Below are 24,870 nucleotides of genomic sequence, written 5' to 3'. Positions count from 1 at the left end.
CAGGCAGCTTTACTTTGTGATCACTACCGTTTTGCGGTTGTAAGCGAGGTTTGTAAAAATGCCGATGCCGCCCTTTACCGATGAGACAATGCGCGAAGGCTGGGCGAAAGGATTGCCGTTGGCATTGCGGGCGTCCGAAACAGAGCCCAGGAAGTCGTAGTACTGCTGCTCAATGTGGTACAGCGAAACAACCAGCGTATCACCTTCTTCATACTCATAGGCAGAACCGTGGGACACGCGTTGTCCATTGGTGAGCCAGTCGCTGGAAATGAAGTCGCGGTCGGAGGAGTTGGTGAGGCTATCGCGGTGTACCATGTAGCGGTAGAAGTTCTCCGTATTGGGGTCGTCCTGGTAAGAAGTGAGCAGATAGGCCTTGTCCTTCTCATTGAACTTCCACTCGACAGCTTCAATCGGAACCTTACCCAGAATAGTGGTAGTGCCCGTCACGTGCCGCCCTTTGCCGTCTTTCACCTCCAAGCCGACTACATCGCCCGGCTGCAGGTCCAGTTTTTCACTCAAACGGTGGGTATAGTATTTGCCAGTTTGCTTGTTCTGAACAGGGCTGAAAGGCAGTTTGATCCTTTTGCCCCGGTAAGTGATAAACACCTCCGCATCGGGCACCAGCGGCAGTTCCGGTTCATTGAAGTAACTCACACTTTCCAGTACCACCGCCCGCAGGGGTTTACCGGGTTCCAGGTAGCACTCCACTACCAACTGCGACTCATGGGGCGGCAGTTTCACTTCCACTTCCTGCTCCATGCCGCAGGAGGCCAGCAGAACAAGCAGGGGCAAAAACAAGGTATAGATCATTCGTCTGTTCATCATCAGAACTTGAAATTATAAGTAACAGAAGGTATAACCGGGAAGAGCGATACCTGCTTGGCCCTAAAACCGAGCGTTTCGTCATCTTCTTCGTTCTTCACCTGTTCAAAATACACAAAGTAGGGGTTGCGGCGGTTGTAGGCATTGTAGGCGCTGAAAGTCAGGTCGGCCTCGCCGCGTTTTGGCTTAAGCTTGAGCACCAGTCCCAGGTCCAGGCGGTGGAAGGCGGCCAGCCGGAAGCTGTTCCGGTCGCTGTACACGGGCACCACCGTGGCGTTCTTGCCCTGCACATCCTGAAAGGCGAAACGGGCCACGGGCAGCGAATAGGCATTGCCGGTACCATACACAAAAGCACCGGTCAGGTTGATGCGCTTGCTCAGCTCGTGCAGTACCACCACGCTCAAATCGTGGCGGCGGTCGTAGCGGGTCGGGAAACGACGGCCCCCGTTGATATCATCAAACTGGCGGTAGCTCCACGACAATGTATAGCCTACCCAGCCGGTGGTGCGCCCCTTTATCTTTTCGAGGTATACCTCGTTGCCATAGCTCTCGCCTTTGCCGAACAGGAATTCTGCCTCCAGGTTATCATTCACAAACAGGTTGGCCCCGTCGCGGAAGTCGATCTGGCGGTGCATCCACTTGTAGTACAATTCGTTGGTGACCATGTAGCGGCCTTCGCCGAAAAGGTGGCTTATACCTGCGGCCACCTGCTGCGAGCGCTGCGGCTTCACGTAGTCGTTGGAAGGGTACCAGATATCGGTCGGCAGTGAGGCGCCGGAGTTGGCCACCAAATGGATGTACTGCATCATACTGGCGTAGCTGGCCTTCAGGGAGGTATTCTCGCTCAGGCTATACTTGGCAGCGACCCGCGGCTCCAGAGCGCCGTAGGTTTTCCCGCCACTGTTAAAGGCCGACAACCGCAGGCCGTAGTTGAGGGAGAGTTGGGCGTTTACCTGGAAATCGTCAGCTATATAGGCTGCCGCTTCGGTAGCCTCGTAGTCGTTACCTGCCGCAAAACTCTGCCGGTCGTCGTCGGAGTCAAAGTTGAGGCGGCCGATGGTGAAATTGTGCTTGGTGGCCATGGCGCCGAACTGCAAGGTATGGCCTTTGTCCAGGAGCAGGCTGAAGTCTGTTTTGAGGGCCAGGTCGCGGATGTCGGAGGTCAGGTTGAAGCTGAACACGTCGATTTTATTGCTGACGTTGTACTGGTAGCTGCTGCCCGAAAGTGTCGTGTTTACCTGAAAACGGGGATTGAATTTGTGCTGCCAACGCAGCGCACCCACCTTGTTGCCCCAGTCGAAGCCAAACTGAAAGTCTGCGTCGTTGAACCCGAAAAAGTCGCGCCCGAAATAACCGCTCACAAACAGCTCGTCCTTCTCACTCAGCTTGTAGTTGGCTTTGCCGTTGAGGTCGTAGAAGTAATAGTCAGGTATAGGATTGAAGTCTTTTTTGCCTTCTTGCAGGCGGTTGATCTGGCGTGTGAAAACATCGAAATAGGTGCGGCGACCGGAGAGAACGAAGGAGGACTTGTCTTTCACGATCGGCCCGTCCACGGTCAGGCGCGAGGCGATCAGGCCAATGCCGCCAGTTACGCCAATGCGCTCCTTGTTGCCTTCGCGCATCTTTACGTCCACCACAGAAGAGAGCCTGCCGCCAAACTGTGCCGGGAAGCCCCCTTTGTACAACTCCACACTTTCCACGGCATCCGGGTTGAAGACCGAGAAAAAACCAAACAGATGCGAGGCATTGTAGACTACGGCATCGTCGAGCAACACCAGGTTCTGGTCCGGGCCACCGCCGCGCACGTATAGCCCCGAGGCGCCTTCACCACCCGACTGCACACCGGGTTTGAGCTGCAGCGTCTTGATCAGGTCCACTTCCCCGAAAAGGGCAGGCAGGAGCTTGGCTTCGCGCGTGGTCAGCGTCTCGACGCTCATCTGGCTGGCATTGAGCTTCTGCTGCAGGGAGTTAGCCTCGATCACGACTTCGCGCAACTGGCTGTTGGCTGGCAGCAGCGCGAAGTTGATGGTCAGGTTCTGATCTGTAACTTCTATGGTGCGCGTGGTGCTCTCGTAGCCAATGTAGGTAGCCTGCAAGGTATGGCTGCCCTCCGGTAGCTGCAAGGTATAGAAACCGCGGGCATCCGTCACAGCGCCTATGCGCAGCTCCGGAACCGATACCGTGGCCCCGATGAGTGCATCTTCGCTACCGCGCACGTAGCCACTTATCGAGTAAGTGCGCTGCGCAAACACATCGGAGGCAAAGAGGGTGAAAAGACAGAAAAGGTAGACAGCAAAAGCTGGTAAGCGCATTAGACTAAATTTAATTCTGGGGCCTGGAAAATCAGGTACAAAGGTACACAAATAACCTGATTTGCCCCTGTAAAACAATCATTGTCAGATCATTTGGGGCAAATTTACTATACCTGAAACAGCAGGCGGGCTAAAATGTTGGGCTGAAGTATAGTTTCTTAAGGCAAGGTTTCGTTTAGCCAGGCGGCGCGCAGACGAAGCTGCTGATCAGTGGGCGACTCCACCGGCTCCAGCAGGTGCAGCACTTCCCGCTTGACAGGAGTCACTTTACCGGTCAGCTTTTTAGGTTTCACAAGGCCTTTAGCATCTTTGCGGCCTACGGTGATCTCTATCTTGCTGCCGGGTTTGGCCTCCTGCAGCTCTTCGCCAATGATGTCGCGGATGTTCATGGGGGTGACTTCCTTGCCGTTGAAAGCCAGTAACTGGTCGCCCTCCTTAAAGCCCATCTGCTTCCCGAACTCGTCCATGTCATCGGCTTCAGCCACCGTAATTTTATCTGCTTCGCGGTCGTAGCCCGGCACAAAGCCCCCGTAGGAGTTAACCAGCTGCACCGCCACCGGCTCGTATCGGACGCCCACTTTCTCGAACAGCTCGGCCAAAGGCAGCCGCTCGTTGCCCTCCACGTAGCGGGCAAAGAAGGTCCGTATCTCAGGGTAGGTGAGTTCCGCTATTTTATCGAAGAGCTCGTCGTCTTTAAAGGGCTTGCCTTTGCCATAGGTTTTGGCCAGGTCCTGCATCAGGTCCACCAAGCCGTACTTGCCATCCGAAAGGTCGCGCAGCTGTATGTCCAGCGCCATCCCGATCAGGGCGCCTTTCTGGTACACGTTGCCATACTCTTTTTCATGCTCGTCGAGCACTTTGGCGCTCATTTCCGTGAAGGGCAGCGTATCGTTAAAGGCCATGGAGCTGAAAATGTACTCCCGGATCTTGAGCATGAACTCATCGACCGAGATCAGATTTTCGTGCACCTGCACATGCGAGGCGAAGTACTCCGTCACGCCCTCATACAGCCACAGGTGCTTCGACATGCGGGGGTTGATGAAATCAAAATCGTGGATCTCCTCGGACTGGATGGAGAGCGGCGTCACGATATGAAAAAATTCGTGGGCGGCCACATCGCGCATGGTGCTGTTGAAGCGCTCTTCGGGCATCTCAGGCAGGTAATAAACCGAGGAGTTGGAGTGCTCAAGCGCCCCGTAAGAGCCCGATTTGCCTGGTCGCTCGGGCACGTAAATCAGGAAAGCATACTTATCGACGGGCAGCGTGCCGCCGAGGTAACTGCGCTGCGCCTCCAGAATGTCGCGGATGTTGTCGGCAATGGGTTTGGAGGTAACGCGGCCGGTAGGGGAGTAAACGGACACCAGCACGTTTGTCTCGCCAAGATTGACTATCGTCGTATCCGGCTTGTTATACATCAGCGGCGAGTCGGCCAGCTCCACATAATTGGGCACGTTGTAAGTGTCGGCAGTGGCGGTGCTGGAAGTGGCCTGCAGCGCCGTGGAGCCATAAAAGCCCTCGGGTTTGGTAACGGTGAGCTCGTAAGGCACCTGCTTCAGTCCGTCGAAATAACCCACGAAGCCGAATGCGTTGAGCAGGAAATTCTTGCCTTCTTCGATGTTGGTGCCACCCGGCTCAAAGACTACGTCCTGCCGGCGGGCAGCGTCAAAGGTATCGTCCACCCAATAGGTGATCTTATCCAGGTTCTGGGCCTGGGTGATGCGCCAGCGGTTGGTGTCGATGCGCTCGACGGGCAGCGGTTTGCCCTGCTTGTCCAGCGCCTGGAACTCCGATACAAATTTGCCAAAATCAGACACCGAATAAGTTCCGGGCACGATCTTGGGCATGTTGTAAATGGCCTCGCCCTGCTTGATGGCCGGCGGACGCACACTTACCGGTACTTTGTCGCCTTTCACTTGCGTGAGGTCGATGGAGACGGCGTAGCGAGGTTCTGAACTTGATTGTGTGGCAACAGAAGAACAGCCAAAATGCAGGCTGATCAGCAGGAAAAGGATCGTTTTGGTTAATTTCATGTAGAGCAGACGTGAGTTAACACCTAGTTAACGGTCATGGGCTGCTTTTGGATTTGTACTTGCCTTTTCTCCAGAGAAGAATCGACGGAAAGGGGGCCGGCACCGTTGAACAGGTAAAAGAAACCTGCGAAAATGAGCTCAGCAGCCGGGTAGTACTGCGGAAACGACTGCCCGATGTGCACGATCAGGATAGCAGCCGTGAAATTGATGATAAGCAACAGACCGGCTATCCGGACGCCCCAACCCAGCAGGAGCATCAGGCCGATCAGAAACTGGGTATAGACGGAGAGGTGTGCGGCCACCAGGGGATAGGGCAACCCGTGGGCCTGCAAAAAATCCCGGAACTCGAGCATGCGCTCCCAGCTGAACACATTGTCCTGCACGCCATAGATCAGGAAAACGCCCATGGCGAACCGCAAAAAGACTACGCCATAGGCCCTGTGGCGGCGAAAGAAATCAAAAGCGGCTATTTTCATCGGTTATCGGAGGGCGCTGAGGACTTTCTGCTTCTCGTAGTCAGAGCCCATGGTGTTGGCTGCTTTCTCCACTTCTGCCCGCAACTCTTTAGCATCGGCAGGTATGGCAGCGGCTATGTTGCGCAACACTTTCCCTTTTTCGTAATCAGAACCCATGCGGCTCACAACCGGCAGCAGCGCTTTGTACTGGGCCTGTGACAAGGTATGGCTCTTCAGAACGGCGTTGATGGTCTTTGCTTTCTCGTAGTCCGACGAAATTTTATCGATGACGGAGAAGGCTGGCTTGTAGTTGTTTTGAATAAACCCGGGCTGCTTGGCCAGTTGCTGCAGTACCTTGGCCTTTTCGTAGTCAGAGGAGATTTTGCCGGTCTGTTCCAGCGCCGTTGACATGCTCTCGTTGCTCAGGCCGGGCGTCTCGAGCAGGTATAGCAGGGCCTTGCGGCGCTCATAGTCCGAGCTGATTTTATTGCTCACCTGCAGGTAACTGCCTGCAACGTCTTTGTTCTGCAGATGCGAAGCGGACACATTGCCGAGGGCTTTGCGACGTTCGTAATCGGAGGTCACGTGCTTGTCCACAAACTGCAGCATCAGTTTCACGTCGGCGTGCTTCAGGTTGGGCTGCTGGTACAGGTGCTGCACAAAGCGCATTCGGGCATGGTCGCTGCCTGCTTTTTCGGCCTCCGCCAGCACGCCTTTCGCACCCGACTTGCCATACAGGTTGTTTACCAGCTCCGCTATACCTATACCAGTGTTGGCCATCAGGTCAGGCATTATCTGCTGCAGCCACGCTGTGCCCGCCGGTTCGTAGGCTATTTGCTTGCCGTTCTCAGAATAAGTGCGACTTACATTACCCTTGGCATCACTCGAAATCTCCAGCCGCCTGGTGTGGTCGTTGACCGAGCGCATATACCGGAGGTAGCCGTTCGGAGAGATGCTTTTGATGTCTTTCAGGTCATCGGTGAGGGTGATGGTTCCCTTGCTTTTCAGCTCTTCGCGCTTGTTGTCGTTCGAGTTGATGTATACCTGCTCTCCGTCCTTGCCATCTTTCCCCTTGCCACCTACCTGTATCCGGACGTTCTCGTTTTTTTTCTTTGTCTTGATGGTGTCCTGTGGCATGACTTCCACGCCCGTCAGGATGCGCAGGCTGGTGGAGGCGGCAGGTCGCAGGTCCAGCATACTCAATATGCCGGCAGCAACGGAAGCATAGAAGATGGTAGAGGTTTTTCGCATAATTTTTATTTTCAATGATGCACTTTTGGGCCCAAAGGCTGCTTCAGGCTGTAAATATTTTTTCAATAATTGCTGGATTTGCCAGTAAGTGAGCGTGTAAAGCGGTTTTTTGGCTTCAATCATCACTTCGCCAAAGTCCTCGGTTGCGCCTATACCTATAGCAACTCCGCCGCCTGCCTTCTGGCGTTGAGGCTTTCTGTCACGATCTGCCCGTCAAATAGGTTCACGATGCGGTGTGCGTATTCGGCGTCAGAAGGGGAGTGCGTCACCATGACCACTGTAGTGCCTGCGTCGTTGAGCTCCGATAGCAGGGCCATCACCTCGCGGCCGTGTACTGAGTCCAGGTTACCGGTTGGTTCGTCCGCCAGGATCAGGCTGGGGTTGGAAACTGTGGCGCGGGCGATGGCGACACGCTGTTGCTGACCACCGGAGAGCTGTTGCGGAAAATGGGCGTGACGGTGAGCGATACCCATGCGTTCCATAGCCTCCTGCACGCGCTTTTTTGCTTCGGCGGCCGGGACACCCAGGTAATCGAGCGGCATGCTGATGTTTTCCTCTACCGTGAGCTCGTCGATCAGATTGAAACTCTGGAACACAAAGCCCAAATTCTGCTTGCGGATCTTGGCGCGCTGTCGCTCCGATGCGCGGCTGATGTCCTGGCCCATGAAGTGGAAAGTGCCGCCCGAAGGACTGTCGAGCAGGCCCAGGATGTTGAGCAATGTGGACTTGCCACAACCGGATGGCCCCATCACCGCCACGAATTCTCCTTTGGCAATGCGCAGGTCCACCCCCGCCAGTGCAGTCGTCTCAACCGTGTCGGTCAGGTATTTCTTCTCCAACTGCTTCGTCTCGATGATGAATTCTTCCTTGCTCATGGTAGCTTAATTGTTAAATTGTTGATGGTTAACTTGTTGTCTGTTGATTGGTAATTGTTGATTGATAAATTTCAAGCGGTATACACTAGTGTTTTACACTCCCATCTTCAAATCTCTACATCTACTTTAATTCAAGCCTGTCTATGTCGCCGTAGCTTTCGTAGGAGGACAGCACCACTTTCTCGCCCGGCTGCAGTCCCTCCAGCACCTCGTAATGCCTGGGGTTCTGGCGTCCTAGCTTGATGCTGCGCTTGGTCGCATAATTGCCCGATTCGCTCACCACGAATATCCAACTGCCGCCTGTGCTTTGGTAAAAGCCACCGCGTGGCAGGAGCATCGCCTGGCCTCCATCGTTCAGGTTCAGCCTGATCTGCAGGGTCTGGCCACGGCGTATACCTTGCGGAGCGCCTGCTTCGGCAAATTCCAGATCTACCTGAAAAGTGCCGCTCTGTACTTCCGGAAACACTTTGGCTACCTTTAGCTTATAATTCTGGCCGTTGAAATCGAAGTTGCCCTCCAGACCGGGGTATATTCGGGAGATATAATGCTCGTCGATCGAGGCTCTCACCTTGTAACCGCTCATATCGTCTACCTGGCCAATGTTCTCGCCAGCGCCTTTGGACTCGCCCACCTGCGCCTTCAGCGTGGACAGCTGACCGGAAATGGGAGCGGTGACGTACAGGTTGTTCAGTGTGTTGCGGGCCATGTTGATGTTGGCCTGCATTCTCCTGATCGACTCATCCAACTGGCGCAGGCGGTCTTCCAGCAGCTTGGCGTCCTGCTTTACGGAGCGGTCGCCGAGTGCCTTGCGCTTTTTGAGAAATTCATATTGATCTTTTGAAGCTTCGAATTCCTCCTGCGAGATTGCTTTTTCAGCGATCAGCATCTTGTTGCGGTTATAGGCCCGCTCTGCCAGCGCCAGGTTGTATTCGGTCTCGGCCAGTTGGTTCAGCTGTCTGATCTGGTCCTGCTTCATCGTGATCTCGGAGTTCTGCCGCTCATTCATCAGGTCGTAGAGCTGTGTCTCGCGGGTCATAAAGTCGATCTGCAGGGTCGTGTTGGAGAGCTTCAGAATGGTGTCTCCCTTTTCCACCATGCGGCCATCATCGGTATAGATCTTCTCCACGCGGCCGCCTTCTGTTATATCCAGGTAAAATGTTTTGAGGGGCTCCACCGTACCATCAATGGCGATAAATTCCTGGAACACGCCGTTCTCTACCGTGCCCACCGTAATGCGCTTGCTGTCGACATTAAGTTTAGAGGAGTGCTCGGCAAAAAGTAAGTTGTAAATAATCACTACCAATACCAAGGCAGCACCGCCGATGACGGCGATTTTCTTCGGCGTATATTTTTTCTTTTCTATGACGCGATCCATAGCAGGAGAAGGGTTTCTGTACTGTGCTAGGAGGGGAACGCCAACAAGTATGCCATTATGTTTAAATGGTTGATATTTAGAAATTTAAACACAAGTTTGTGCTGGAGACAAAGCGAAAATGTGCGGTATCGTACACCTGGTTGTCTGTATGCGCACACCCGGTCGGGTTGCCGGTGGATAGCGAATTGATCGGGAAGGATTGCCTTTTGGAAACGGGAGAGAGGTAGGAAAGCGACCAGGGTGCCCTGTAGTGGAGCACTCATTTTCCAGGATACGCAGGTAACAGCTAACTTCCTGCCTTTCTTCGTCACCCAAAATGCAAGGCTCAGGTATAGCACCGCGTATCAACATGGTGGGGGGAAGGAGCCAACAGCTTTTCTCTCATTCCACCACCTGCAGCCTAAGCTTAGAATTTGGAACAAACGGTTGGACTGAGACAGCGCCTCAAAAGAGGTTGCTTCCGGAACAACTTTCAGGGCAGATTGCCGCTACAGACGCTGACTGATGAGGCCTTCTGAAAATCTAAATATTTTGCTGAATGATCTGGCTAAGTTGGTGACCCGGAACAGCACCGGCCTGCTTCCAGATGATCTGCCCGTTTTTGAAAAGCATGAAAGTCGGAACGCCCTGCACGCGGTACTGCTGTGCGGCCGCCTGGTTTTTGTCCACGTTAATTTTGATGACTTTCAGCTTGCCTGAGAAGTCTTTTGCCAGCTGCTCCACCACGGGGTTCATCGTTTTGCAGGGACCGCACCAGTCGGCATAAAAGTCCACCAGTACCGGCATACCCGGGCTCTTGATCAGTTCAGCGAATGATTTTTTTGCCATAGCTCCATTGTTTAATCTGTTTCTACGAAGCACAAAGCTAAAAGATAAACCGCTTAAGTCCGCTCCTATACCTGCCGAACTGTAATAGAGAAAACCACCTGGTCCTTCCTGTTATGCACGATCCTGCGCCTCGCTCAGCTGCGGCTTACATTTCGGCTATACCTTCGCCTGGCAATAGGGAACTATCGCGGCGGCCGCTTGCTTAATGTATTGACAAAATTCTCTTGAGAAACATGATCTACCTGAAATATAAGCTGAGACGCTGGATCAGCACCCTGGCAATTACCCTTCTGATTGTAGTGGCCACTTTGCCGCTCAGTTCCTGCAGCAAAAGCGATGCGGCTATACCTGAAGATGTCGCGGAACGCGAACTGCTTGTGTCGGCCGAACAAGTAGGCACTTTGCATGCTGCCACGCTCAAGCAATTGGCCGGTGCCTACGCCGGTAGTTTTCAAAGCCAGATCAAGTATGATGTCGCCATCTACAAATTAACCTACCGCACCACATTTCAGGGCCGTGAAACTGAGGCGTCTGGCTTAGTTGCCCTCCCGATGAACCTGGCTGCGCCTGCGCCAGTGCTGAGTGTGCAACACGGCACCATTTTCGAGCACGACGAGGCGCCTTCTGCCATAAGCGGCGGCCTGACGGGTTTCGAAGTCTTCGCCTCCGGCGGCTACATCACGCTGATACCCGACTACCTGGGTTTCGGAGCCTCCAAAAACCTACTGCACCCTTACTATCATCAACAGTCATCAGGTATAGCGGTGGTCGATCTGATTAAAGCGGCCAAGTCGCTCTACGCCCGTGAAGGTATAGCCGACAACGGACAGCTGTTTTTGGCAGGTTACTCCGAAGGCGGCTACGTGACACTGGCAGCGCAAAAGGAAATTGAAACCAACCCACAACATGGCCTGAAAATAACGGCCTCCGGCGCCGGCGCTGGTGGCTACGACCTAACCGAAATGCTGGCGGATGTGGTGGCGGGCAAGCCCTATACCTATCCGTCCTACCTGGCTTATGTGCTGATGAGCTACAACAAAACCTACGAGTGGAACCGTCCGCTCACCGATTTTTACCAGGAGCCTTACGCCACCCGACTGGCTACCATGTTCAACGGGCAGCACAGCGGCAGCGCCATCAACCAACAACTGACCACCCAAACGGAGCGTTTGTTCTCAGCTTCTTTTCTGGAAGGGCTCCGTGGCAATGGCGAGCAGGAACTTAAAAAGGCGCTACAGGAAAATAGCTTTAACAATTGGGTACCGCAAAGCCCGACACGTCTATACCATGGCACTGCCGATGTGATTGTGCCCTATACCAATTCGAAGCAAACGTATGAACGCATGAAGGCGGCCGGTGCCCCGAACCTGGAGCTTATCCCTATTCAAAACGGCACGCACGGCAGCAGCCTGATTCCGATGCTCACTGATTTGATTCCCTGGATGCAGTCGTTTGAGGTGAAGCCGTAAAGGTAAGTATAGTTTAATGGCGTGGGCGTCCACGCTAGTATCTGGTTTAGTGGGGCCTCTGGCCTAGGTATAGGTATAGCTAAGCAAGCAGAATAGCTGCCCCATACCTAGCGTAACAGCGGCGGTTGTGGCTATAGCGGTTTTGCTATTGCATAGCTGGCTTTTGCCCTGGCCGGGCGGGCCCTACTTTTTGTCTTGACACAAAAATCGAGGGCCCCTACCCCCAGTAGGCAAAAAAGTCAAGATTCCCCAAACTCGCTGACCGCTCGAACAGTGGGTAATCATTTGGTGCACCTGGCAACGCTACTTGTTTCATAGCCAGCGTGCAAGTTAGTCTTTCTATACCTGCCACGTGTCGTTTGCAATGACTGAAACTACAAAGCCAATCCCTTAAAAGTGGTAACGGCTAACTCTCCCCTCGAGGGGAGCGCAGAGGGGTGTATACATGTGTGAGGAAAAAGCAATTTGCCCAGCTATTCACATCTGGGTAGTGAATCAACACCCCTATAATCCCCTGAAGGGGATAGTTACCTGCAACTATTCCTCTGTGTTTGGAGGAGGATGACACTCTTCTACGGCTATACCATAGCCACGGTGCGTATACCCTAGAAATAGCAGTGCCCGAAATTCCCCTCTGGGGGTAGGGGCCCTCTTTAAAGAGAGGGGCAGGGGTGTGTTAATCATGCACCGGAATCCTGAAAATCCCCTAATCCTGAAAATCCTGATTCAGACTAAAAAAGCGGGGCTGACAGGTGTGCACAGCTCCCCCTCCTGTTTTTAGGAGGGGATCAGGGGGAGGTAATCCTAGGCAGCAGGATGAGAAGCCTTCCCTCAGGTTAAACCAGCCTGTATCAGTTATCCCTACATTTTCCTACACTTCACAGAATACACCATCGGAATCAGGTTTTGTAGGTGTTTGATGCGCCAGTAGCCGTCGGGGCCTTGCACGGTATGGCTGAAGCAATTGTAGGGCGAGTAGGGGAATTCGTGGAAGAGCTCTAGTTTCAAGCCTTGGTTCAGCAGCGCCGTGATCACTTCGCTCAGGCTGTGGTTCCAGGAGTATTCCTTGTACCTGATCGGTGCGTCACGGTCAGCGTAGGTGCCGGTTTGCTCTTCAACGATCGGCTCAGAGGTGTTGTGGTATGGGTACTGTACTTGTGCGAACTCATTGTCGAACATCCACACCACTGGATGAAACTCGGCCATGTAGAACGTGCCGCCCGGCTTCAGGAAATGCGCGATCACCTCTGCCCATCGGTTCAGGTCGGGCAGCCAGCCGATCACCCCGTAGGAGGTGAACACGATATCGAACTGCCCCTGCAGGTTTTCCTTCAGATCATATACATTAGAGCATACAAAGCGGGCATCCAGGCCAAGCTCGCGATTCAGTTTTTCCGCCTCTTTTATCGCCTCATCCGACAGGTCTATTCCGGTGGCTTCGGCGCCCAACCTGGCCCAGGAAAGGGTGTCTTGCCCGAAGTGGCATTGCAGGTGCAGCAGACGCTTGCCCACTACATCTCCCACCTCCTCCAGCTCAATGGCATTCAGGCTGGACTTTCCCGCCTTAAACCCGGCGACATCATAAAATGCCGAATTCTTGTGCACGGCTGTCCGCAGGTTCCAGGCCTGCCGGTTTGCTTCAAAATATTCCTGTTCCATATGCTCTATTCCTTAAATGACAGATTGTTGGATAGATAAAAATACTATAAATTGCTTTATCTAAAATTTTATATATTTACATTTAATCTTCTCTACGAACAAGTAACAACCCATGGAAATCACAGGAAAAGAAGGTGGGCCGATAACACGTGACCAGGCAAAAAGATGGACAGCCCGGTACAGATCAAGCGGCAGAGGCAAAACCAACTCGCATCTGTTCGGGGCCGACACCGTCAAGGAGCTTCTCGCACAGGAAAACTGCGTGGCGATGCGCATCTACTATGCCTTGGATGACAACGGAGAACAGCAATTGCTGCTGGTCGGAACAGACGCTGAAGGCAACGACATGACCGAAGGCCTGATCCTGGACCTAGCCTCGCCCTGTCCTCCTGACTGTTCTGTTAACAAAAGCGAGTTAGCTGGCTAATGGAGTTCTTCCTGGCACATATCTATCCTTCTCTGAAATGGGTCGCCGTATTGAGTCCCCTTTTGCCTTTTGTAATAGGCCTGGGGCTTATCAAAAGGCGGAAGGATACAAGATTCGTGCTGCTGTTTCTTTTCATAACCATTGGCGTGTTGACAGAAGCTGCGTCCCGGATAACAGTGATGATCGGCACCACTAACAATCTTTGGCTGGCTCCTCTTTATACCTTATTCGGCTTCAGTGTTTTGGCAGGTATATTTTATTATAGTTTTGACACCACCCCACTCAAACGATCCATCATTGTCGGGGTAGTGGGGCTGTGTATACTCATTTACTACGATGCCTTTATCATAGACGGATTGACGAGGATGAACTCTGTGTCGAGGATAGCGGCCAATGCCATGCTGATTATAATGGCCATCACTTACTTTTACAAGGTCGCCAACAATGCTAAAATCATTTACCTGGATCGTGACCCGATGTTCTTGCTGAGTTGCGCCATCCTGATTTATTATGCCGGAACAAGTATGTCCTATGCAATTTTTAATGAGGCGCTGGCTATTTCAAACGATGCGGCACGCATTTGTGTAGCCATCAATATGGTGTTGGTTATCCTGTTTTACGCTAGCCATGTTTTTATATTAAGGAGGATGGCCGCATGATAGAAACCTTAACGCCTTTACTCATCATCACGCCTGTTCTGCTGGTGCTCGCCATTGGCATTATTGTGTTCGTGTTTGCCTACCAGCGGCGTATGCTGCAGCACCAGGAGCACCTGCGTGAGTTGCAGGAGTTGCGGCAGCGGCAGATGCTGGAGGCAGCCCTTGACGCGCAGGAGGAAGAACGCCGCCGCGTAGCCCGTGACCTGCACGACGAAGTGGGCGGCATGCTGGCCCTCATTCGGCTCAACATTGGGCAGGTAGAGCGCAAGTGCGCCGAAAACGAAGCAGCCGCCGAAACAGCCCACCGCTCCAAAGAACTGCTCGACGAGGCCATCCAGAGCGTGCGCCGCATCTCGCATGACCTGTTGCCCGTAGTGCTTGATAAAATGGGGTTGGTGCAGGCCATCAACAGTCTGGCCCACTCAGTACCGCCCGACAGTGGACTAGAGGTGAAGTTTACCCACAACCTGGAGAAGCTACGGCTCGAAGCCCGGCAGGAACTGCTGCTCTTCCGCATTCTGCAGGAGCTCCTGAACAACACCCTGAAGTATGCCGAGGCGACCCTGATCACGATCAACCTGCATCGCGAGGATGACAAACTGACCCTGCGCTATACCGACAATGGCAAAGGATTTAACTACGATGCCACCCTGGATGCGGGTGGAGTAAGCGGCGGTTTGGGACTCAGGAATATGCAGAGCCGCGTAGACCTGCTGAATGGGGCCATTAACTTCTTTTCGAGGGTGGGCGCCGGCATAAAAGCTGAAATAGTGGTCCCCGTTGCTTTTATTCTCGTTATTATTTATAACTTTGGTATGCTTAACTAGGGTTTGCTATTATGGAGCTGCAGCCACTTACACTCGCCATCGCCGACGATCATACCCTTTTCCGAAAGGGCGTCATCGAGATTCTGAAGGGTTTCCATGAGATCACTGTGATAAGTGACGCATCCAATGGTGTAGAGCTGCTCGAGAAAATAGAAAGCAATCTGCCGGATATCATCATGCTGGACCTCGAAATGCCGGATATGGATGGTATAGCCGTGGCCCGCTATGTGCTCAGCAAGTACAAAAAAGTGAGGATTCTGGTGGTGTCGATGTACGGGGAAGAGGAGCTGGTGAAGAAGCTGCTCGACGAAGGCGTGCACGGCTACCTGCTCAAAAGCGCCGATCCCGAGGAACTGCGGGAGGTACTGCAACTGCTCCGAAACGGCAAAACTTATTACCCCGTTTTCACTCCGAATTACTTCTCGCTACGATAAGAATAGAAAAGCCGCCCTTACGAGCGGCTTTTTTTATACCTGTCAGCCTACCGACCGGACGCGGCTCACCGTCCACACGGCCACCAGCGTGACCACACTCGCCATAATGCCCACCCAGTTGTAATGCGTGAGCGTTCCACTGGCCGTTTCCTGCACAATAAGACCACTTACGAAGGCCGCTATACCTGCGCCCAGCTGCTGCACCGAAGAGTTGATGCTCATGAAGCTACCGCGTAGCTCCGGCTCCACGCTGGACGTGACCAGCGACATGGCCGGCACAAAGCGGGCTCCGAACAGAATAAAGAAGAACGTAGAAACCGTGAGTGCCAGCACCATACCCACCGGCGGCAGGTTGGTGATAAGCACGATCGGGATGATGGAGAGAATGGCGGCCCACCGGAAGATGAAGTGCTTGCCATACCTGTCGGCCAGGCGCCCCGCCCACTGGGAGGTGAACACCGTGGCCAGGCCACCAAACAGGTAGATGTAGCTGAGGTCGCGCTCCGTAAAGCCCACATTGGCCACCATGTAAGGACTGATGAACGGCACCACCAGAAAGCCAGCCATAGTAAGGGTAACAGTGAGCGCCATGGCCCACTGCAGGTTGGGCTGTACCACCATCGCCTGAAGCGCTCGGAACGGATTGCCGCGTCTGGCATTGGTCAGGTGCCCGTGCATGGGCGGCAGAAAGCGGGCGCCTACCAGCAGGATTACCACGCTGAGTCCAACGAGCAGATAGAAAGGAGCATGCCAGCTCATCTCACTGGCCAGGTATAGGCCAACGGGTATACCGGCAATAGATGCCACCGAGAATGCCGCCATCACCCGACCCGTGGCCGCGCCCCGCCGCTGCTCCGGAATGGCATCGCCAATAACGGCTAACACCAGCGCGCCCAGTACGCCGCCAAATCCACCAGCCACCACCCGGGCCAGCAGCAGCAGCTCATAGTTAGGCGCCAGCGCACAGCCCAGGGTACCTACAATGAAACCGACGTATAGCGCCAGCAAGGCATGCTTGCGGTCGAAACGGTCGATGAAGAGGGCACTGACAAAACCGGCAATGGCCGCACTGAAGGTATAGGCCGACACAAGCAAGCCGAACTTGCTGGGAGAGATGCTGAACACCCGCATCAGCTGCGGACCCAGCGGCATCATGATCACGAAGTCCATCATGTGCGTGAACTGGATCGCCGCCAGCAAAAAGATCAGCAGGCCCTCCCGGATCTGCACTTTCGGCACCAGGGACTCATGGGCAGGAGCCGTTATTGAAGCAGGATTATGATCCTGAAATTTATTCATAGTTTAAACATTGAAATCAAAACAGGGCGCCAATGTACAAATAATTTACGTCTGCCTGGCGGTATATTTTATTTCTGCACTCACCCTGTAGCAGTTGACATACCTGCTGACAATAGCGATAGTCCGCCACACACCTGATCAGCTAATTGAACAGTGGTTTATTTCCCTTAACCAGGTATGACAGAGCGAATCAGCCATCCAGAAAACCCTGTGTATACGCAATTGGGCTCGAGGCTGCTATGCCTGTACAACAAATACTTTCTTGTGCGCCAGGCAAGCGATAAAGAGCAGCCGGTTTTGGGCGAGATAAGCCAAATGCGGCACATATAAACCTTGCGAGCAGGTCAAATGTTTTAGTCAGGAAGGAGGAGCACTATACATTACAGGAGAGGCTTGCTTGGCTGAAGGCTTCCATAAGCTGATTGGCAGCGGTCAATCTGAGATAATCATTACCAAAGATGCCTGTACAAACGAGCCTCGGGCATGAAGCCCGAGGGGTTGTTGTAAAGTATCAGGCAACGTACATTGCAACAGAGCGCTTGCACACAGTGTAGAAACGGTATGGCAAAGAAAGAGGTGGAACAGATCTGCGAACTTTGTGGCCGGGAGGTGCAGACCCTCTCGCGCCACCACTTAGTACCCCGGGAGGAAGGCGGCCGCTACGGGGCCACTGCCGAGCTGTGTCAGCCCTGCCACAGCACCCTGCACCTGACTTTCAGCAACCGCGAACTGGCCACCTTATACAATTCCATACCCGCCCTGCAGCAGGCCGAAGACCTGCAGAAATACCTCAAATGGGTGCGCGGCAAGCGCATCGAGCGCATTGCCAACAGGCGCGGCCGCAAACGCTAAGGTATAACCTCGCTACTGTGCCTGCCGCTCCTTCAAAGCAGCCTCGCCTTTCTCGCGCAGGGCCAGCACCAGCTCGGTCTTGAACTGGTGGAAGCCTGCCTCCAGACCAGCAGGGTAGGCGTGCGGGTTCAGCAAGCGGCGGATTTACATTCAGTTCAAAAACTGTGACTCAGATTGAAATTATTCAAATCCCGAGGCAGGCCTTTTATTATAGAATCTATCTAAGTTACTATGCAATATGTTAACTTATATAATTATTTATAATTTAAATAGTAACTTATTTAAATATCAAGTAGTATAAGAGTATATAATGTTGTTTATATACAATATATGTCAGTGTCTATCCCTGTATGGCATATTAAACCCAGGCTATTTACCTTGCTATTCATGGGCTTATTGTATTTCATGACATTTACAGCATTTTCACAAACTCGAGATATACTTCATAATAAGTTGTCACCAAAAGACACAATTCAACAGGATACCATTTCTTATGAAGATAAGGAGCAAAGAATAGAGCAGAAAAATCAGACACTTGAACGGTTTATTAAATCAGCCGATTTAGAGATCGATGGATTGATAGTAGATGAAACAATTACGAAAATAGGAAGGGATTTCTACGATATTTTTAACAGGCAGTGGGAAGCACCCCCAGACGTGAAGAACTACACTATCCTAATTCAAGAAAAGCCAACGCGGGGTAACGGTGCATATGTAATTTTAGTTGTTAATGATGAGCCGGTTTTCGAATACATTTTGCAACCCAGATATGACATGATAGAAGAGGTGTCTACTTACGCAGTGACTTTTATAACAGAGTATGTTGTAAATAATCAGCTAAACCAGCAATTAGAAGCTGAGGGTAGAAAAGCTTATGAAGTGTACTAAATAATAATCACCCTATATATTACACGCTCTAATCCGATGAAAAAAAATGTTTACGCCCTCTCACTCGCCTTAATGCTCTGCTTGCTCTTCAGCGAAGACGTATCAGCACAAGATATGGTATATCAAGCTAAGAACCCTGCTTTTGGGGGAGAAACCTTTAACTACCAGTGGCTGCAGAGCTCTGCTCAGGCTCAGGATAAACTTAAAGATCCGAACGAATCTAATGCCAGTCTTTTCAATAGAGATCCGTTGAAGGATTTTCAGGAAAGCCTAAATCGGCAGATACTCAATCAACTGTCCAGACAACTGGTGACGTCTCAGTTCGGAGAGGAAGGGCTGGCTCCAGGAGAGTATACTATAGGCAATTATGATATTGAGGTCTCAGAGGGAATGTCAGGCATAAGTATCAATATTTTAGATAAGGGTACTGGAAACCGAACAACTGTTACTATACCCTACTATTAATAGTTAGCAGAAGATAGTATTTGTACTCCATAACCCTACCCTTATACCCTTATTTATGCTGCGATTAAATTGGAGAGGCTTTTTAGTCTTCGTTTCTCTGTGCGCTATACATGGCTGTGCCCCGTATTTTAACCAACCAATGCAAACAAGCCGGGCCATGTTGGGCGTTCCTGCTCCAGGTAACGAAGATTTGGTAAACTTACCACCTCCTCAGCAGAAAGTTGTGGCAGCGGTTTATAAGTTTAGAGATCAGACCGGGCAGTACAAACCATCCGCAAATGGCGCCAACTGGTCAACAGCCATTACCCAGGGCACAACCACCATACTACTGAAGTCGCTTGAGGAATCGGGTTGGTTTTCTCCTATTGAGCGGGAGAATCTTGGCAATTTGCTAAACGAACGCAAGATAATTCGCTCTACAAGAGCAGAGGCAGAGGCCATTACCGGGAAGCGGGAACCTATATTACCCGGCTTGCTATTTGCCGGCATTATCTTGGAGGGGGGGATTATCTCTTACGATGCCAATGTAGTGACAGGTGGTGCCGGCCTAAGATATTTTGGAGCGGGTGGCTCAGGGCAGTACCGTGAAGATAAGGTGACAGTATACCTGCGGGCTATCTCTACGAGTACCGGTGAGATACTGAAAACAGTCTATACCTCGAAGACAATACTGTCGCAGGCAATTGATTTTGGGCTATTTAGATATGTGAAATTTAAACGTCTCCTAGAAGCCGAAACAGGCTTTACTTACAATGAGCCCTCAGAAATAGCTGTGAAAGAGGCCATTGATAAAGCGGTGCAGAGCCTTGTTATTGAGGGAATACAAGCGGGCTATTGGAAGCTTAAGAATAAGGACGACCTTGAGCACCCAATTATTCAGGCTTACTTCCATGAGCGAGAAGATATTCAGCACACTGACATTCACGGCCAAAAAATGGAGAATCGCCGAGGCTTGATCGGCTTTAGCGCAGCAGCAGGTCTGATGCAGTATAATGGGGATTATAGTAAGCAAGCTATTAAGCCAATAGCAGAACTAGGATTCAGGGCTAGCACAAACAAAAATATTGTCTTCGATACTAGAGTTGGGCGGGGCACACTGGCCGCACAACAGAATTTCTCACAAACGATTAATTACGGAGAGGTAAATATTAATTATAATCTATTTCCAAAGCTCAGGTATACGCCTTATTTGCAGCTTGGTGCTGGTGTGTTGGTAAGAGGAAATGGTCTAGGAGATTTCTTGAATGACATAAAGTCAAACGGCTGGCACCCCTATGTAAAAGCAGGGGTAGGCATGGAGTATCTGTTAACCAACCGCTTGGGTATAGACTTCGGTTTTTCCAGTTCTTATATGTTTAATGACAGAATTGACGGGCTAGAGCAAGGCAGATTCAATGACTATTTCTATTCTGGTAAAGCAGGAATAAATTTCTATTTCGGCCTGTATAAATAGCCTTTTCCATCCAGTTTTTCTATACAGGAGTTTATGGTTTACACTGAACGATAAAATTCGCATTTAATAGACAGGATGTTTAAAGAGTCCCTAGCAAGTGATTTTGATAAAAGTAAGCGGCTTAAAGCAAAATTGATTTACCACAAGTTTTAATTATTTACCAATGCATAGCATCCCTCAAAATAATTAAAAAAAATTCATATATTTAGATACAATTATACTTATAAAAATATAGTATAAATTATTAATTAATAAATATAATTTTTTAATATAAATATGAAACTATTAAAATTGTTTGATGGTATAGTTATAGTATAATAATTTATAAACCATCTACAATTTAAAATTATGAAAAAAACATTTATCTGCGCAAGTGCGATCGCACTTCTCATGTCAGGTTCAGCTTTTGCTCAAGTAGCTAACAGCGCTGTGGCCACTCAAACCGGTAACACAAATACGTCTACCGTTACCCAAACACTCGGTACCATGAACGCAGCAGTTGTTGCGCAGGAGGGTGATCTAAACTCATCAACTGTATTACAGACTGGAGGTGCGGTAAATGTAGCTGGAGTGCGACAGTCAGGCGTTAGCAATGTGGCCAATGCAGCTCAAAATGGCGGCGCTACAAATCTAGTAGATATTAGACAGGCTGGCCTGGCAAATGATGCTGCAACCTTACAGGAGGGTGGCGAGGGAAACCTTATTGACATCGACCAGGATGGTGACAACAATGCTACGAACGTGACACAAATTGTCGGTGCCGCCAACTATACTGACGTAGATCAGGATGGTTTGATGAATGCGGCTGTTACAGTTCAGGATGGCGGTGTGAGAAACCAAATAGAGATTGATCAGACAGGTGATGCCAATGAGGCGTGGGTAACCCAGGTAGGTGGTGAAAGAAATCAAGCCAGAGTTGACCAGGACGGAGAAGTTAACATTTCTTATGTTGACCAGCTAGGTGGCTTACGAAATGCTGTAGGCATCGATCAAATGGGCGAAAATAACCTTGTCGAGGCATATCAGGAAGAAGGTTTCCGTAATAGTGCAGATATCGATCAGGAGGGCGACTTAAACTACGCTGGCACCGATCAGATAGGCGGTGAGTACAACACTATTGAAGTGAGCCAGGTGGGATCCGAGAACGCTGCTGCAGTACTTCAGGAAGGCGGTGCCAGAAACAGTGCCATCATTAACCAGGCTGGAACCGCAAATTTTGGCGCAGCTTTCCAAGCCGGTCTGGATAACAGTTCATCAATCAATCAAATTGGAGATCTGAACGAGGCAGAAACAAGCCAAACTGGTGATGCTAACACTGCAGTTATCGACCAGGGTGGAAGTTCGCACATCGCTACAGTAGATCAAGTGGGCAACTCTAACGGTGCTGATGTTACTCAGACAGGTACTGGTAATGTTGCAGGTACATTACAGGTTGGTGATTTGAACACTATAGTAGTCAATCAGTCAGGCACAGGTAACTACTCTGGAACTTATCAGGAAGGTACATCAAACAATGCTGTTATTACCCAGTCGGGAGCAGGTAACGGAGCTTTGACTTACCAAATTGGTACAGGTAACAACGCTAGTGTGACTCAATCTGGAGTTTTAGGAACAAGCACTACTATGCAAATGGGTGGCGCTAATATCTCTACTGTTACGCAGGGTGGTATGATGAACAATGCCACTGTAATTCAAAACGGAACGGGCAACGTGTCTACCATCAACCAATAATTTAAACAGCATGATCTCTTGGGGATGCGGTTCTGCATGCCCAAGAGATTTTTTTAAATTTTCAAATGCGTATCTGTTATGAAAAATAAATTACTAGCACTTATTGTCTCTATTTTAGTTCTACAGGAGACTGCGTTTGGGCAGGCGGTTAAAAACGAGGATGAACTATTAAAACAGTTAAAAACGGAGCATAAAATTAACCCTGTGTCCAGCGATACGAATAAAGGAGGAGCCCAAATACATCAGTTAGGGGCTGCAAACAATGCGGCCATTATACAGAAAAACTCATTACCTCAATCCAATAGTGCATTTATCATGCAGGTGGGAGACTACAACCGAGCCAGTTTGCAGCAGCAGGGCATGGGGAATCGCATGGAGACTAAGCAGATTGGAGAAAATAATACCTACACTGGCCAGGTGCAAGGTATACACAATACAACCCAGGTACATCAGCAAGGACAAAGCAATAGTATTAATCAAGTCATCAAAGGTGCGAATTTAGAGCACACTCTTCTACAGTTCGGGAATAATAATACCATTAACCAGGTAGAGACAGGTCTGAACTCAAAATCTTATAGGGTAGTGCAGGAAGGCAACAATATGAACATCACAATTGAACAGGGAAATTGGATTCCCTCACAGGCAGCACCTATCAAAAAATGATCGTTTAGATTTTTCATCTTTAACTCCCTTATGATTATGTATAATGCAAGCAACATTACCCAAAAAGAGTCGCAATATGTAGCAAATATGCATACACAGCGCAACAACGACTTACTTCTAGTATCTAACAACTTTAAAAACAAGAGCTCACAGACTGTATGCTTTACTTATAAATTCAAATGCATTCGCGTTTCAGCAAGTGGCAAATCAGCAAACAGTCAGTCTGGAAGTTTTGTAGCTGCATCCGGCCAAGCAATAGCCCTTTCAAAAACTTCATTGTCTATCAGACCCTCCGATAGTTACAGCTTATTATTGGAGATTTATAGCGAAAATCAACTAATGGCAAGTCATTCATTAACAGTTCCACAACTATAGGATAACTGCTGCATTGATAATTATAATATTAATATTGTAAGCAGTCTGTTTCTTTTCCATGGAAAAAGTGTAACTGTATAATTTCATCTAAGCATAGCAACAAGTAGATAGTTTATTCGTATATAAATATATATGAATTTTTTTAAACTTTTAGATTTTTGTTAAGTAATCGGATCCATTGTACTGATTCACTAACTATCAGCATTTATGCTCCAAGTAACTACCCTTAGGTTTTTTTGTGCCTTTTTATTACTTATAGGATTTTCTGCCTGCAACGAGGACACTATTGAACCAGTTGGAGAGGGTTCTATTGCAGGAGAAGTTCGAGACGCCGACACTGGTGGAGTCTTAGCTGGAGTAGCCGTAACCAGCAACCCTGCTACCTCAGCTATTGCTTCTGATGAGGATGGTAGTTTCCTGCTAGATCCAGTTGCAGGTGGAAATTATACACTTTTAGCTCGTAAAAGTGGTTATAAATCAGAGAGTGTGGCTGTTGCTGTCAAAAACGACAACCGGACAACTGTTACTATCCTGATGGTTCCTGAGAACCCGGCCACTTTTGCTCCAGGGCCGCCAACACTGGTATCGCCTGCAGATAATTTACAAGATCAGAATATTTCATTAACTCTGAAGTGGAGTAGCCCTGAGGCACGACCTTCTGATAGCCTGACCTATAACGTATATCTTTACGAATCTGGTGTCGCTGAAAAAAGGCTGCTAGTGCAGAACATCCGAGACACAACAGTGGTCGCCTCTAACCTGAAATTTAATACTACTTATTTCTGGCAAGTGACCGTGAAGAACAGACGTGGTGCAGTAACGAACGGCCCGGTATGGAGTTTTACTACTTACGCTATGCCAGTGACCCGTTATGTTTTTGCCCGTGCAGTAGATGGGAATTATGATATATACAGTTCTGATGGTACATCAGCAAATGTATTTAGACTGACATCCTCGTTTGGCAGAGAGTGGTGGCCCGTTATAAGTCCAATACGAGACCTGATAGCCTACTCTTCTAACATTGGTACCGACATACATATCTATACTATGAATCGGGATGGCTCCAATAAGCGGCAATTAACTACCATACCTGTCGCGGGTTATCATAATCAAGGTATAGGATTTACCTGGTCTCCTGATGGCGGACAACTACTCTATACCCATTACGAAAACTTATACCTGATCAACCGCAATGGGACAGGACTTAGATTAATTGCAAAGGCACCCGCTAACAGACATTTCCGTTTGATCGACTGGACGGCTAGCGGAGATAAGATTGTTGTTCAGACCATCGGTTCAAATATCAATGACTCTGAGATTTACATTATGAATTCGGACGGCAGCAATATGACACTCCTAGTAGAAAATCTTCCTGGCCGAATAGAAAGTCCTACGTTTTCTGTTAATGGCAAGAATGTGCTATACACCCAAGATGTGGAAGGCTTCGAAAATACCGCTGGACGCCAATTGAACGCTCAAATTTTTATAAAAAATATTGAAACCTCCCGTGTCACCAATCTCTCGACCAGTAAACCTAACGGTACGAATGACCTCTTCCCTCGATTCTCTTCTGACGGATCAAAAATAATCTTTACTAACGCACCAAACGATGGAGTAGGCCCAAGCTCAGTATGGATGATGGATGTGTCTGGGGGCAGAAGTCGGGTGAGGTTATTCGAAAATGCCACTATGCCTGACTATAAGTAAGGGAGACAAATTCA

At 50.1% G+C, this 24,870-nt stretch carries 24 protein-coding genes; 13 read left to right on the top strand and 11 right to left on the bottom strand.

What is annotated here, in order from left to right; all coding sequences use genetic code 11:
- Positions 1–9: 9 nt before the first annotated feature.
- The 8 genes from B0B12_RS15550 to trxA all read right to left on the bottom strand — a co-directional run bounded on the left by B0B12_RS15550 (position 10) and on the right by trxA (position 9,948).
- Complete coding sequence (locus B0B12_RS15550) at positions 10–825, bottom strand: DUF4249 domain-containing protein (protein ID WP_076670756.1); 816 nt, start codon at positions 823–825, stop codon at positions 10–12.
- Positions 825–3,134, bottom strand: coding sequence for a TonB-dependent receptor (locus B0B12_RS15545; RefSeq protein ID WP_076670754.1), 2,310 nt, complete (start codon positions 3,132–3,134; stop codon positions 825–827). Before B0B12_RS15545 ends, B0B12_RS15550 begins: the two co-directional genes overlap by 1 nt.
- A 158-nt stretch (positions 3,135–3,292) precedes the next feature.
- Positions 3,293–5,164, bottom strand: coding sequence for a M61 family metallopeptidase (locus tag B0B12_RS15540; protein WP_076670752.1), 1,872 nt, complete (start codon positions 5,162–5,164; stop codon positions 3,293–3,295).
- 23 nt (positions 5,165–5,187) lie between these two features.
- Entirely contained in the window at positions 5,188–5,640 is a 453-nt protein-coding gene (locus tag B0B12_RS15535) for a DoxX family protein (RefSeq protein ID WP_076670750.1), read from the bottom strand.
- A 3-nt stretch (positions 5,641–5,643) separates the two neighbouring features.
- Complete coding sequence (locus B0B12_RS15530; protein ID WP_076671314.1) at positions 5,644–6,870, bottom strand: hypothetical protein; 1,227 nt, start codon at positions 6,868–6,870, stop codon at positions 5,644–5,646.
- Positions 6,871–7,025: 155 nt separating this feature from the next.
- Complete coding sequence (locus tag B0B12_RS15525; RefSeq protein ID WP_076670748.1) at positions 7,026–7,745, bottom strand: ABC transporter ATP-binding protein; 720 nt, start codon at positions 7,743–7,745, stop codon at positions 7,026–7,028.
- A 121-nt stretch (positions 7,746–7,866) separates the two neighbouring features.
- A complete protein-coding gene (locus B0B12_RS15520; protein WP_076670745.1) occupies positions 7,867–9,120 on the bottom strand; it encodes an efflux RND transporter periplasmic adaptor subunit in 1,254 nt (417 codons plus the stop codon).
- Positions 9,121–9,642: 522 nt separating this feature from the next.
- The gene (gene trxA / locus B0B12_RS15515; protein WP_076670744.1) at positions 9,643–9,948 is read right to left on the bottom strand and encodes a thioredoxin; all 306 of its coding nucleotides are present in this window, start codon (positions 9,946–9,948) and stop codon (positions 9,643–9,645) included.
- Between the two features lie 233 nt (positions 9,949–10,181).
- On the opposite strand from trxA, the gene B0B12_RS15510 reads away from it, so the two are divergent.
- Positions 10,182–11,417: a lipase family protein gene (locus B0B12_RS15510; RefSeq protein WP_076670743.1), complete on the top strand. Its 1,236-nt coding sequence runs from the start codon at positions 10,182–10,184 to the stop codon at positions 11,415–11,417.
- A gap of 861 nt (positions 11,418–12,278) precedes the next feature.
- Here B0B12_RS15510 and B0B12_RS15505 read toward each other — a convergent pair.
- Positions 12,279–13,076: a class I SAM-dependent methyltransferase gene (locus B0B12_RS15505; RefSeq protein ID WP_076670741.1), complete on the bottom strand. Its 798-nt coding sequence runs from the start codon at positions 13,074–13,076 to the stop codon at positions 12,279–12,281.
- A 112-nt stretch (positions 13,077–13,188) separates the two neighbouring features.
- Between B0B12_RS15505 and B0B12_RS15500 the strand changes: the two genes are divergently transcribed.
- Genes B0B12_RS15500 through B0B12_RS15485 form a run of 4 tightly spaced genes read left to right on the top strand, consistent with a single transcriptional unit; the run spans position 13,189 to position 15,423 of the window.
- Positions 13,189–13,503: a hypothetical protein gene (locus B0B12_RS15500; RefSeq protein ID WP_076670739.1), complete on the top strand. Its 315-nt coding sequence runs from the start codon at positions 13,189–13,191 to the stop codon at positions 13,501–13,503.
- Positions 13,503–14,162: a hypothetical protein gene (locus B0B12_RS15495; protein WP_076670738.1), complete on the top strand. Its 660-nt coding sequence runs from the start codon at positions 13,503–13,505 to the stop codon at positions 14,160–14,162. The genes B0B12_RS15500 and B0B12_RS15495 overlap by 1 nt, the downstream gene beginning before the upstream one ends.
- Positions 14,159–14,989, top strand: a complete 831-nt coding sequence (locus B0B12_RS15490; protein ID WP_076670736.1) for a sensor histidine kinase — start codon at positions 14,159–14,161, stop codon at positions 14,987–14,989. Before B0B12_RS15495 ends, B0B12_RS15490 begins: the two co-directional genes overlap by 4 nt.
- An 11-nt stretch (positions 14,990–15,000) precedes the next feature.
- The gene (locus B0B12_RS15485) at positions 15,001–15,423 is read left to right on the top strand and encodes a response regulator (protein WP_076670734.1); all 423 of its coding nucleotides are present in this window, start codon (positions 15,001–15,003) and stop codon (positions 15,421–15,423) included.
- Between the two features lie 42 nt (positions 15,424–15,465).
- Here the strand turns inward: B0B12_RS15485 and B0B12_RS15480 are convergent, their stop codons facing one another.
- Positions 15,466–16,722: an MFS transporter gene (locus tag B0B12_RS15480; protein WP_076670732.1), complete on the bottom strand. Its 1,257-nt coding sequence runs from the start codon at positions 16,720–16,722 to the stop codon at positions 15,466–15,468.
- Positions 16,723–17,283: 561 nt separating this feature from the next.
- Between B0B12_RS15480 and B0B12_RS15475 the strand changes: the two genes are divergently transcribed.
- Complete coding sequence (locus tag B0B12_RS15475) at positions 17,284–17,574, top strand: restriction endonuclease (protein WP_076670730.1); 291 nt, start codon at positions 17,284–17,286, stop codon at positions 17,572–17,574.
- 12 nt (positions 17,575–17,586) lie between these two features.
- On the opposite strand, the gene B0B12_RS20690 is transcribed toward B0B12_RS15475, so the two are convergent.
- Positions 17,587–17,709 carry a hypothetical protein gene (locus B0B12_RS20690; RefSeq protein WP_280173753.1) on the bottom strand — a complete coding sequence of 41 codons (123 nt, stop codon included), beginning with the start codon at positions 17,707–17,709 and terminating at the stop codon, positions 17,587–17,589.
- A 270-nt stretch (positions 17,710–17,979) separates the two neighbouring features.
- Between B0B12_RS20690 and B0B12_RS15470 the strand changes: the two genes are divergently transcribed.
- From B0B12_RS15470 to B0B12_RS15445, 7 genes are all read left to right on the top strand, one after another.
- Positions 17,980–18,462 carry a CsgE family curli-type amyloid fiber assembly protein gene (locus B0B12_RS15470; protein WP_170871887.1) on the top strand — a complete coding sequence of 161 codons (483 nt, stop codon included), beginning with the start codon at positions 17,980–17,982 and terminating at the stop codon, positions 18,460–18,462.
- A 36-nt stretch (positions 18,463–18,498) separates the two neighbouring features.
- Positions 18,499–18,927, top strand: a complete 429-nt coding sequence (locus tag B0B12_RS15465) for a curli production assembly/transport component CsgF (RefSeq protein WP_076670726.1) — start codon at positions 18,499–18,501, stop codon at positions 18,925–18,927.
- 55 nt (positions 18,928–18,982) lie between these two features.
- Positions 18,983–20,380: a CsgG/HfaB family protein gene (locus B0B12_RS15460; protein ID WP_083704251.1), complete on the top strand. Its 1,398-nt coding sequence runs from the start codon at positions 18,983–18,985 to the stop codon at positions 20,378–20,380.
- A gap of 348 nt (positions 20,381–20,728) precedes the next feature.
- Positions 20,729–22,111, top strand: coding sequence for a hypothetical protein (locus B0B12_RS15455; protein WP_076670724.1), 1,383 nt, complete (start codon positions 20,729–20,731; stop codon positions 22,109–22,111).
- A 78-nt stretch (positions 22,112–22,189) separates the two neighbouring features.
- Positions 22,190–22,774 (top strand): hypothetical protein, encoded by a 585-nt coding sequence (locus B0B12_RS15450; protein WP_076670722.1) that lies wholly within the window; start codon positions 22,190–22,192, stop codon positions 22,772–22,774.
- A 30-nt stretch (positions 22,775–22,804) separates the two neighbouring features.
- Complete coding sequence (csgH, locus tag B0B12_RS20790; protein ID WP_425298501.1) at positions 22,805–23,149, top strand: curli-like amyloid fiber formation chaperone CsgH; 345 nt, start codon at positions 22,805–22,807, stop codon at positions 23,147–23,149.
- 207 nt (positions 23,150–23,356) lie between these two features.
- Positions 23,357–24,856: a carboxypeptidase-like regulatory domain-containing protein gene (locus B0B12_RS15445; protein WP_076670720.1), complete on the top strand. Its 1,500-nt coding sequence runs from the start codon at positions 23,357–23,359 to the stop codon at positions 24,854–24,856.
- The last annotated feature ends 14 nt before the right edge of the window (positions 24,857–24,870 follow it).

The organism is Pontibacter indicus (genome assembly GCF_900156345.1).
In the GTDB taxonomy this organism is placed as follows: domain Bacteria; phylum Bacteroidota; class Bacteroidia; order Cytophagales; family Hymenobacteraceae; genus Pontibacter; species Pontibacter indicus.
Note: the sequence above shows the minus strand (reverse complement) of the source record. Positions and strands in the feature narration are given on the sequence as shown.

Excerpts from the sequence above, each read along its gene's own strand:
- B0B12_RS15470 (WP_170871887.1), top strand. The coding sequence starts at position 17,980 with ATGACATTTACAGCATTTTCACAAACTCGAGATATACTTCATAATAAG.
- B0B12_RS15490 (WP_076670736.1), top strand. The coding sequence starts at position 14,159 with ATGATAGAAACCTTAACGCCTTTACTCATCATCACGCCTGTTCTGCTG.
- B0B12_RS15550 (WP_076670756.1), bottom strand. The coding sequence starts at position 825 with ATGATGAACAGACGAATGATCTATACCTTGTTTTTGCCCCTGCTTGTT.
- B0B12_RS15530 (WP_076671314.1), bottom strand. The coding sequence starts at position 6,870 with ATGCGAAAAACCTCTACCATCTTCTATGCTTCCGTTGCTGCCGGCATA.
- B0B12_RS15445 (WP_076670720.1), top strand. The coding sequence starts at position 23,357 with ATGCTCCAAGTAACTACCCTTAGGTTTTTTTGTGCCTTTTTATTACTT.
- B0B12_RS15540 (WP_076670752.1), bottom strand. The coding sequence starts at position 5,164 with ATGAAATTAACCAAAACGATCCTTTTCCTGCTGATCAGCCTGCATTTT.
- B0B12_RS15465 (WP_076670726.1), top strand. The coding sequence starts at position 18,499 with ATGAAAAAAAATGTTTACGCCCTCTCACTCGCCTTAATGCTCTGCTTG.
- B0B12_RS15525 (WP_076670748.1), bottom strand. The coding sequence starts at position 7,745 with ATGAGCAAGGAAGAATTCATCATCGAGACGAAGCAGTTGGAGAAGAAA.
- B0B12_RS15460 (WP_083704251.1), top strand. The coding sequence starts at position 18,983 with ATGCTGCGATTAAATTGGAGAGGCTTTTTAGTCTTCGTTTCTCTGTGC.
- B0B12_RS15520 (WP_076670745.1), bottom strand. The coding sequence starts at position 9,120 with ATGGATCGCGTCATAGAAAAGAAAAAATATACGCCGAAGAAAATCGCC.
- B0B12_RS15510 (WP_076670743.1), top strand. The coding sequence starts at position 10,182 with ATGATCTACCTGAAATATAAGCTGAGACGCTGGATCAGCACCCTGGCA.
- B0B12_RS15475 (WP_076670730.1), top strand. The coding sequence starts at position 17,284 with ATGGCAAAGAAAGAGGTGGAACAGATCTGCGAACTTTGTGGCCGGGAG.
- csgH (WP_425298501.1), top strand. The coding sequence starts at position 22,805 with ATGATTATGTATAATGCAAGCAACATTACCCAAAAAGAGTCGCAATAT.
- B0B12_RS15500 (WP_076670739.1), top strand. The coding sequence starts at position 13,189 with ATGGAAATCACAGGAAAAGAAGGTGGGCCGATAACACGTGACCAGGCA.
- B0B12_RS15535 (WP_076670750.1), bottom strand. The coding sequence starts at position 5,640 with ATGAAAATAGCCGCTTTTGATTTCTTTCGCCGCCACAGGGCCTATGGC.
- B0B12_RS15505 (WP_076670741.1), bottom strand. The coding sequence starts at position 13,076 with ATGGAACAGGAATATTTTGAAGCAAACCGGCAGGCCTGGAACCTGCGG.
- B0B12_RS15495 (WP_076670738.1), top strand. The coding sequence starts at position 13,503 with ATGGAGTTCTTCCTGGCACATATCTATCCTTCTCTGAAATGGGTCGCC.
- trxA (WP_076670744.1), bottom strand. The coding sequence starts at position 9,948 with ATGGCAAAAAAATCATTCGCTGAACTGATCAAGAGCCCGGGTATGCCG.
- B0B12_RS15545 (WP_076670754.1), bottom strand. The coding sequence starts at position 3,134 with ATGCGCTTACCAGCTTTTGCTGTCTACCTTTTCTGTCTTTTCACCCTC.
- B0B12_RS15485 (WP_076670734.1), top strand. The coding sequence starts at position 15,001 with ATGGAGCTGCAGCCACTTACACTCGCCATCGCCGACGATCATACCCTT.
- B0B12_RS15450 (WP_076670722.1), top strand. The coding sequence starts at position 22,190 with ATGAAAAATAAATTACTAGCACTTATTGTCTCTATTTTAGTTCTACAG.
- B0B12_RS15455 (WP_076670724.1), top strand. The coding sequence starts at position 20,729 with ATGAAAAAAACATTTATCTGCGCAAGTGCGATCGCACTTCTCATGTCA.
- B0B12_RS15480 (WP_076670732.1), bottom strand. The coding sequence starts at position 16,722 with ATGAATAAATTTCAGGATCATAATCCTGCTTCAATAACGGCTCCTGCC.